The following is a 247-nucleotide window of genomic DNA, read 5'->3' on the forward strand; positions in this document are numbered from 1 at the left end:
GGACTTGCTTTTTGGCTCGCTCCGAAAGCACCTTTCGGATCAATTTTAAGACGACCGTCTGCCACTGTTTTCTTAGTTTGACGTAAGGAATATAGTCATATTGCTTCCATTTCCCATCCTTTGTCACAAGCATATGGATATGAGGGTTAAATTCTAGTTTAGATCCAAAGGTATGAAGAGCGGAGACAATACCAGGTGTGACACCTAACGATTCGAACCATTCATTCAAAAGCCGTCCGGCTTCGTC

Annotated in this window: 1 protein-coding gene; it reads right to left on the reverse strand. The window is 43.3% G+C overall.

The window, feature by feature from the left end; genetic code table 11:
• Positions 1–247 (reverse strand): transposase (locus tag ACYQ4S_RS13050; protein ID WP_459771615.1); only part of this gene is annotated, 247 nt, incomplete at both ends.

This window comes from Alkalibacterium sp. s-m-28 (assembly GCF_054658175.1).